At 68.3% G+C, this 6,697-nt stretch carries 5 protein-coding genes and 1 pseudogene; 5 read left to right on the top strand and 1 reads right to left on the bottom strand.

What is annotated here, in order from left to right:
* Window position 1 precedes the first annotated feature (1 nt).
* The 3 genes from NL1_RS17985 to NL1_RS17995 all read left to right on the top strand — a co-directional run bounded on the left by NL1_RS17985 (window position 2) and on the right by NL1_RS17995 (window position 2,700).
* On the top strand, window positions 2-970 hold the full coding sequence (locus NL1_RS17985; RefSeq protein WP_067840828.1) for an alpha-E domain-containing protein: 969 nt from the start codon (window positions 2-4) through the stop codon (window positions 968-970).
* The gene (locus NL1_RS17990) at window positions 967-1,809 is read left to right on the top strand and encodes a transglutaminase family protein (RefSeq protein ID WP_084510714.1); all 843 of its coding nucleotides are present in this window, start codon (window positions 967-969) and stop codon (window positions 1,807-1,809) included. Before NL1_RS17985 ends, NL1_RS17990 begins: the two co-directional genes overlap by 4 nt.
* A gap of 102 nt (window positions 1,810-1,911) precedes the next feature.
* Window positions 1,912-2,700 carry an aquaporin gene (locus NL1_RS17995; protein WP_067840829.1) on the top strand — a complete coding sequence of 263 codons (789 nt, stop codon included), beginning with the start codon at window positions 1,912-1,914 and terminating at the stop codon, window positions 2,698-2,700.
* Window positions 2,701-2,754: 54 nt separating this feature from the next.
* Here NL1_RS17995 and NL1_RS18000 read toward each other — a convergent pair whose 3' ends face one another.
* On the bottom strand, window positions 2,755-3,306 hold the full coding sequence (locus tag NL1_RS18000) for a type II toxin-antitoxin system PemK/MazF family toxin (protein ID WP_067840831.1): 552 nt from the start codon (window positions 3,304-3,306) through the stop codon (window positions 2,755-2,757).
* A 247-nt stretch (window positions 3,307-3,553) separates the two neighbouring features.
* Here NL1_RS18000 and lepA point away from each other — a divergent pair, with 247 nt between their 5' ends.
* Window positions 3,554-5,404, top strand: coding sequence for a translation elongation factor 4 (gene lepA, locus NL1_RS18005; protein WP_067840832.1), 1,851 nt, complete (start codon window positions 3,554-3,556; stop codon window positions 5,402-5,404).
* 215 nt (window positions 5,405-5,619) lie between these two features.
* A pseudogene (locus tag NL1_RS18010) lies at window positions 5,620-6,697 on the top strand (hypothetical protein); the annotation flags it as partial.

The raw sequence follows: 6,697 nt of genomic DNA on the forward strand, positions 1-6,697 counted from the left end.
GATGCTGGCCCGCAATGCCGAATCCTTGTACTGGATCGGACGCTACGTCGAGCGGGCCGACGACACCGCCCGCATCCTCGACATCGCGGTGCACCAGCTGCTCGAGGACGCGACCGTCGATCCCGACCGCACCTCCCGGGTGCTGCTGCGGGTGCTCGGCATCGAACCGCCCGCGGGCGTACTCGACGTCTGGTCGGTGACCGACCTGGTCGCGTTCGGTCACGAACACGGCGGCTCGATCGTCGACTCGATCGGCAACGCACGCGAGAACGCCAAGGGCGCACGCGAAGTCACCTCCAGCGAGATGTGGGAGTGCCTGAACGCGACCTACAACGGGCTGACCGCCGCGGAGAAGGCCGCGCGCAGCCTCGGCCCGCACGAGTTCTTCGCCTATGTGAAGGACCGCACGGCGATGTTCGCCGGGCTGTCGGATTCCACGCTCAGCCGCGACGACGGCTACCGCTTCCTGCTGCTCGGCCGCTCCATCGAGCGGGTGGACATGATGGTGCGCCTGCTGCTCTCGCGCGCGGGCGACCGCACGTCCTCACCCGCCTGGGTGACGTTGCTGCGGTCGGCGGGCGCGCACGACACCTACCTGCGCAGCCACCGCGGCGCGCTGGACGCGGGTCTCGTCGTCGAATTCATCCTGCTCGACCGGCTCTTCCCGCGGTCGGTGTTCCACGCGGTGCGGGTCGCCGAGTCCTGCCTCGCGGAGCTGGACCAGCGCCCGAGCAGCCGGGTGGGGGCGCGGCACGAGGCGCAACGCCTGCTCGGCAGGGCGCGCAGCGAACTCGAATTCCTGCCGCCCGGCGTGCTGCTGGAAGACCTGCAGGATCGGCTGCTCGCGCTGCAGCGGATCTGCCGCGAGGTGAGCGAGGCCATCGCGTTGCAGTATTTCCACGCCGCGCCGTGGGTGGCCTGGACCGACCTGCGCAGCAGTCACGACGTACCGGTGGAGGGGGAGCTGTGAGCTGGCGGATCAGGGTGGTGCACACCACCGGGTATGTCTACGACGCGCCGGTCACCCGGTCGTTCAACGAGGCGCGGCTGACCCCGCGCGCGGACGGCAGACAGAACGTGATCCTGAACAGGGTGGAGACGGTGCCCTCGACGCGGTCGTACCGGTACACCGACTACTGGGGCACCGCGGTCACCGCGTTCGACCTGCACGCACCGCACACCGAGCTGGAGGTGACCGGCTCGTCGGTGGTGGAGACCGAGCCGTTCCCCGGACCGCCCGAAGAGCTGTCCTGGGATGAGTTGCGCGGCGCGCACCTGGCCGACCGCTTCGACGAAATGCTCACGCCCACCGCCTCTGTGCCGCGTGACCCGGAGCTGGCCGAGATCGCGCGCGGGCTGGGCCGCGGCGTCCCGCCCGCCAAGGCGGTGCTGGAGGCGGCGGAGTGGGTGCACCGGGAGATGACCTACCTGGCGGGCACCACCTCGGTGCACACCTCCGCGGTGGAGGCCTTCGCCGATCGCAACGGCGTCTGCCAGGACTACGCGCACCTGACGCTGGTGTTGTTGCGCAGCATGGGGATTCCGAGCCGCTACGTCTCCGGATACCTGCACCCGAACCCGGCCGCCGCCATCGACGAGACGGTGGCGGGCCAGTCGCACGCCTGGATCGAGGCGTGGACCGGACAGTGGTGGGGGTACGACCCGACCAACAACATCCCGATCAGCGAACAGCACGTCTCGGTGGGCGTCGGGCGCGATTATGCGGACGTGCCGCCGCTGAAGGGGATCTTCTCCGGCGGCGGCTCGACAGACCTCGAAGTCGTTGTAGAGATCACCCGTCTGGCGTAGCGTCCCCACTGCAGGATCGGCTTTGATCTTGAATGGGTCTGATTTCGCGGCAATACCTCGTCTAGCAGTAGCAATGGCTCGAATGGCGGAAGGTGTGTCTGTATGTCTCCCACGGCGCAGGAAGTAGTCGAGGAACTGGCCGAGGACAGGCCGATTCCCGATATGAAGAAATGGGCGGCCGAGGCGCTCGGCACGTTCGTTCTGGTGATGGGCGGTGTCGGCACCGCGGTGCTGGCCGGCGAGCAGGTGGGCGCGCTCGGGATAGCGCTCGCCTTCGGTCTCACGCTGATGTTCCTGGTCTACGCGATCGGGCCGATCTCGGGCTGCCACGTCAACCCGGCGGTCACGCTCGGTCAGCTCATCATGGGGAGGCTGACCCCGATCAACGCGGCGGCCTATGCGATCGCGCAGCTGATCGGCGCGTTCCTCGCCGGGCTCGTGCTGTTCGCGATCGCGAAGAACCTGCCCTCCTACGACCGCAGGGTCGACGGTCTCGCCGCCAACGGCTGGGGCAAGCACAGCCCGTCGGCCAAGACCGGGCCGCTCGGCGAGGTCGTCGTGCAGAACGGCTACGGCATGGCCGCGATGATCATCATCGAGGTGATGCTGACGGCACTGCTGGTCTTCGTGGTGCTCGCCTCCACCGACCAGATCTCCGACGTGCCGCTGGCCGGTCTGTCCATCGGCGTCACCCTCGCGGCGATCCACCTGGTGTCCATCCCGGTGGACTACACCTCGGTCAACCCGGCGCGCAGCCTGGCCGTCGCGTTCTACCAGGACGGCGCGGCCGGACAGGTGTGGGCGTTCATAGTCTTCCCGTTGATCGGCGCCGTGCTCGGCGCGCTGATCTACGGCTTGCTGTTCGGCCGGAGCCGGGAAATGGTCAGCTGAGAGCGGTTCGCTCGACGGCCCGATTCCGGCACCGCTGGAATCGGGCCGTTCCGTTCAGCTCCAGTGGTATTCGACGACCAGCCGGTGGGCGACCAGGTCGAAGGTCTTGCGGGCGAGGATGGCGCCCTCGCGGCGAATGCCCGCCTCCGGAACGTCCAGGACCCGGTCCAGTCGCACCCAGCTCGGCCTGCCGTCGTGGTCCCAGCTGCCGCTGCCGATGCCGACCCAGTTGCGGTCGTGCGCCCGTTCGGGATTCGACGAGAGCATCAGGCCGAGCAGGGTGCGGCGGTCGCGCCCGACCACGAGCACCGGGCGGTCCTTGCCGTTGTCCGGGTCCTCCTCGTAGGGCACCCAGGTCCACACGATCTCGCCGGGATCGGCGCGTCCATCCAGGTGCGGGCAGTAGACGATCTGCCTGGCTCGCTGCGCCGTGGGGACCGGCGTCGACGCGGCGGGACGCACGGACACGCTGTCGTTGCGTCGTTGCGTGAGCGAACCGACCAGCCGTTCCACCAGGCGGGGTCCCTGCTGCCGGACGATCTTGGGACCCTGCTCCTTCGCGATCAGGCTCAACTGCTTGCCGAGAGAGTTCCAACTTCGGGCCATCGTTGGAGGATAACGGTGTGGTGACGACTTCTCATCCGGCACGCAATCCGCTTGGCACAGCTGAGGATTTGCGGTAGGGGATCGCGGGCGCTCGGACGACCCGCCGCAGCGGGGGACATCCCGGGAAAACCGGGCGTGGCGGTGCGGACCGGGACGACGCGGCGCCGGGGACGGACCAGTGGACCGCGCCCACCCGCGCTCATGGGACGATAGACCACAGTTTGCCGATACCCAGCTGAGGAGTGGAGTGCCCGCCAGCTTCGCCGACAAGACGTTCACCGATCCGTCCCGGATCCGGAACTTCTGCATCATCGCGCACATCGACCACGGCAAGTCGACGCTGGCCGATCGGATGCTGCAGCTCACCGGTGTGGTCGAGGAGCGGGCGATGCGCGCCCAGTACCTGGACCGGATGGACATCGAGCGCGAGCGCGGCATCACCATCAAGGCGCAGAACGTCCGGCTGCCGTGGCAGGTGGACGGCACCGACTATGTGATGCACCTCATCGACACCCCCGGCCACGTCGACTTCACCTACGAGGTCTCCCGTGCGCTCGAGGCCTGTGAGGGCGCGATCCTGCTGGTCGACGCCGCCCAGGGCATCGAGGCTCAGACCCTGGCCAACCTCTATCTGGCGCTGGACAAAGACCTCACCGTCATCCCGGTGCTCAACAAGATCGACCTGCCCGCCGCCGACCCGGACCGCTACGCCGCCGAGCTGGCGCACATCGTCGGCTGCGAGCCCTCCGACGTGCTGCGCGTCTCCGGCAAGACCGGCGTCGGCGTGCCGGAGCTGCTGAACGAGGTGATCAAGCAGGTGCCGCCGCCGGTCGGCGACGCCGACGCCCCGGCCCGCGCGATGATCTTCGACTCCGTCTACGACACCTACCGCGGCGTGGTCACCTACGTGCGCGTGGTGGACGGCAAGCTCACCCCGCGCGAGAAGATCAAGATGATGTCCACCGGCGCGACCCACGAGCTGCTGGAGATCGGCATCGTCTCGCCGGAGCCGAAGCCGACCGCCGGGCTCGGCGTCGGCGAGGTGGGCTACCTGATCACCGGCGTGAAGGACGTGCGCCAGTCCAAGGTCGGCGACACCGTCACCGCCGCGCGCAACGGCGCGACCGAACCGCTCACCGGTTACCGCGAGCCGCGGCCCATGGTCTACTCCGGTCTGTACCCGGTGGACGGCTCGGACTACCCGGACCTGCGCGACGCGCTGGAGAAGCTCCAGCTCAACGACGCCGCGCTCAGCTACACCCCGGAGACCTCGGTGGCGCTGGGCTTCGGCTTCCGCTGTGGCTTCCTCGGTCTGCTGCACATGGAGATCACCAGGGAACGGTTGCAGCGCGAATTCGACCTGGATCTCATCTCGACCGCGCCCAACGTGGTGTACCGGGTGGAGATGGAGGACGGCGCCGAGCACATTGTGACGAACCCCTCGTACTGGCCGGAAGGCAAGGTGGGCAAGGTGTTCGAGCCGGTGGTGAAGTGCACCATCATCTCGCCGAGCGAGTTCATCGGCTCGATCATGGAGCTGTGCCAGTCCCGGCGCGGCGAGCTGGGCGGCATGGACTACCTGTCCGAGACCCGCGTGGAGCTGCGCTACACGCTGCCGATGGCCGAGATCATCTTCGACTTCTTCGACTCGCTGAAGTCGCGCACCCGCGGCTATGCCTCGCTGGACTACGAAGAGTCGGGCGAGCAGGAATCGCAGCTGGTCAAGGTGGACATCCTGTTGCAGGGCGAGGCGGTCGACGCGTTCTCGGCGATCGTGCACAAGGACGCGGCCCAGGCCTACGGCCACAAGATGACCACCAAGCTGCGCGAACTGATCCCGCGCCAGCAGTTCGAGGTGCCCATCCAGGCCGCGATCGGGTCGAAAATCATTGCCCGCGAGAATATTCGCGCCATCCGCAAGGACGTGCTCGCGAAGTGCTACGGCGGTGACATCAGCCGTAAGCGCAAGCTGCTGGAGAAGCAGAAGGAGGGCAAGAAGCGCATGAAGACCATTGGTCGCGTGGAGGTTCCGCAGGAAGCCTTCGTCGCCGCGCTCTCCTCCGACGCCCAGGCGGACAAGCCCAAGGAGAAGAAGTAGGCACCTCGCTGAGGTGTCGGCCGGTCCGGATGGCCTGTGAAAAAGGGGCTTCCGTTCCGGTTAGCAGGATGGCAAGGTTGTTGTGCTCGTTACCGTCATGATCTCTGCTGTCTTGGAGAATGTGACAGCTGGGTTTTCCGGATATCGTTAGGTGATCTTCACTCGGTCTTCCCGGCGAGATGAGGATTGCTGGAGACCCGAGATGTGGAGCTTGCATGACGCGTGACCTGCCTTTCGACGACGATCCCGAGGACGCCGAGCCCACGGGGGACACCGCGTATCGCGTGGCGACCGGCGTCGCCCGTGTCGCGAGAGCCGGAGCGTATGTGACCGGCGGCGCGCTGATCGCCTCCAACGGTGGCGGAGTTCCGGCTCAGGGCGGCCAGCGGCTCGACAGCTGGAACGCGGGCTGGGCGCACAACACCGACCCGGATCCCGACGTGCCGAGCCCGGTGGTCACCTTCCCGGATCCGGAACCCGATGCGCTGCCGCCCGCGCCGCTCACCGGGTGGCCGAACGCGGTCACCGCCCCGCAGCCGCCCGGGTTCCACCTGGAGCCCGCGCCCCCGCCCGCGCCGTCCGACTACTGGAACAACAACCGGCCCGGCGAAACGGAGACCGAGTCGCCCTACGAGTGGTGGGACAGTCAAGCCCCCACCCCCGGGCTGTCGTCTCCGGCTCCGGAGTTCGGGCAGTGGGACCAGACTCAGCCTTCGTCGCCCGCCGAGGCCGCGCCCGGCGCCGGTTCGCCGTACGAATGGTGGGAGCAGCAACAGGGTTTCGGCCTGCCCGGCCACGGGCTCGGCCCGGCGGGACACGGTTTCGGAATGCCAGGGAACGAAGGCTTCCTCGCGCCCGGCTCCAATCCGTTCCTGCCGAAGGTGCCCGCCGCCAAGCCGAGCGAGGGCACACGGGAGGCGGACAGCACTCAGGCCGTCGACAACCTGCTGCGTCCCGGTGACGCGTTCGACGGCGTAGGAGCGGGGGATTTCGGTGTGTACCTGGGCGTCGACGCGAGCGCGGAGATCTGGACCCACCTGGATGTCGACTTCGGCATCGGGCCCGACGGTGCGTACCTGACCACCGATCTGCGCGTCGAGGCGTCCTCGGGCCTGACCGTGAAGACGGGCGCGGGCACCAATATCGGTGACCAGCTCGACGACTTCTCGGACTGGCTCGAGGGCTCGCAGCCGGGGAACGGCACGTCGCGCGGCGCGGTCGAGCAGCCGGGTACGAACGCCGGTGGCACCGGTCTCGCGGGCGGTCTCTCGACGCCCGCCGCGAGCGCGCCGG

Source organism: Nocardia lijiangensis NBRC 108240, from assembly GCF_001613045.1.
Taxonomy (GTDB): domain Bacteria; phylum Actinomycetota; class Actinomycetes; order Mycobacteriales; family Mycobacteriaceae; genus Nocardia; species Nocardia lijiangensis.

Excerpts from the sequence above, each read along its gene's own strand:
- NL1_RS18000 (WP_067840831.1), bottom strand. The coding sequence starts at position 3,306 with ATGGCCCGAAGTTGGAACTCTCTCGGCAAGCAGTTGAGCCTGATCGCG.
- NL1_RS17995 (WP_067840829.1), top strand. The coding sequence starts at position 1,912 with ATGTCTCCCACGGCGCAGGAAGTAGTCGAGGAACTGGCCGAGGACAGG.
- NL1_RS17985 (WP_067840828.1), top strand. The coding sequence starts at position 2 with ATGCTGGCCCGCAATGCCGAATCCTTGTACTGGATCGGACGCTACGTC.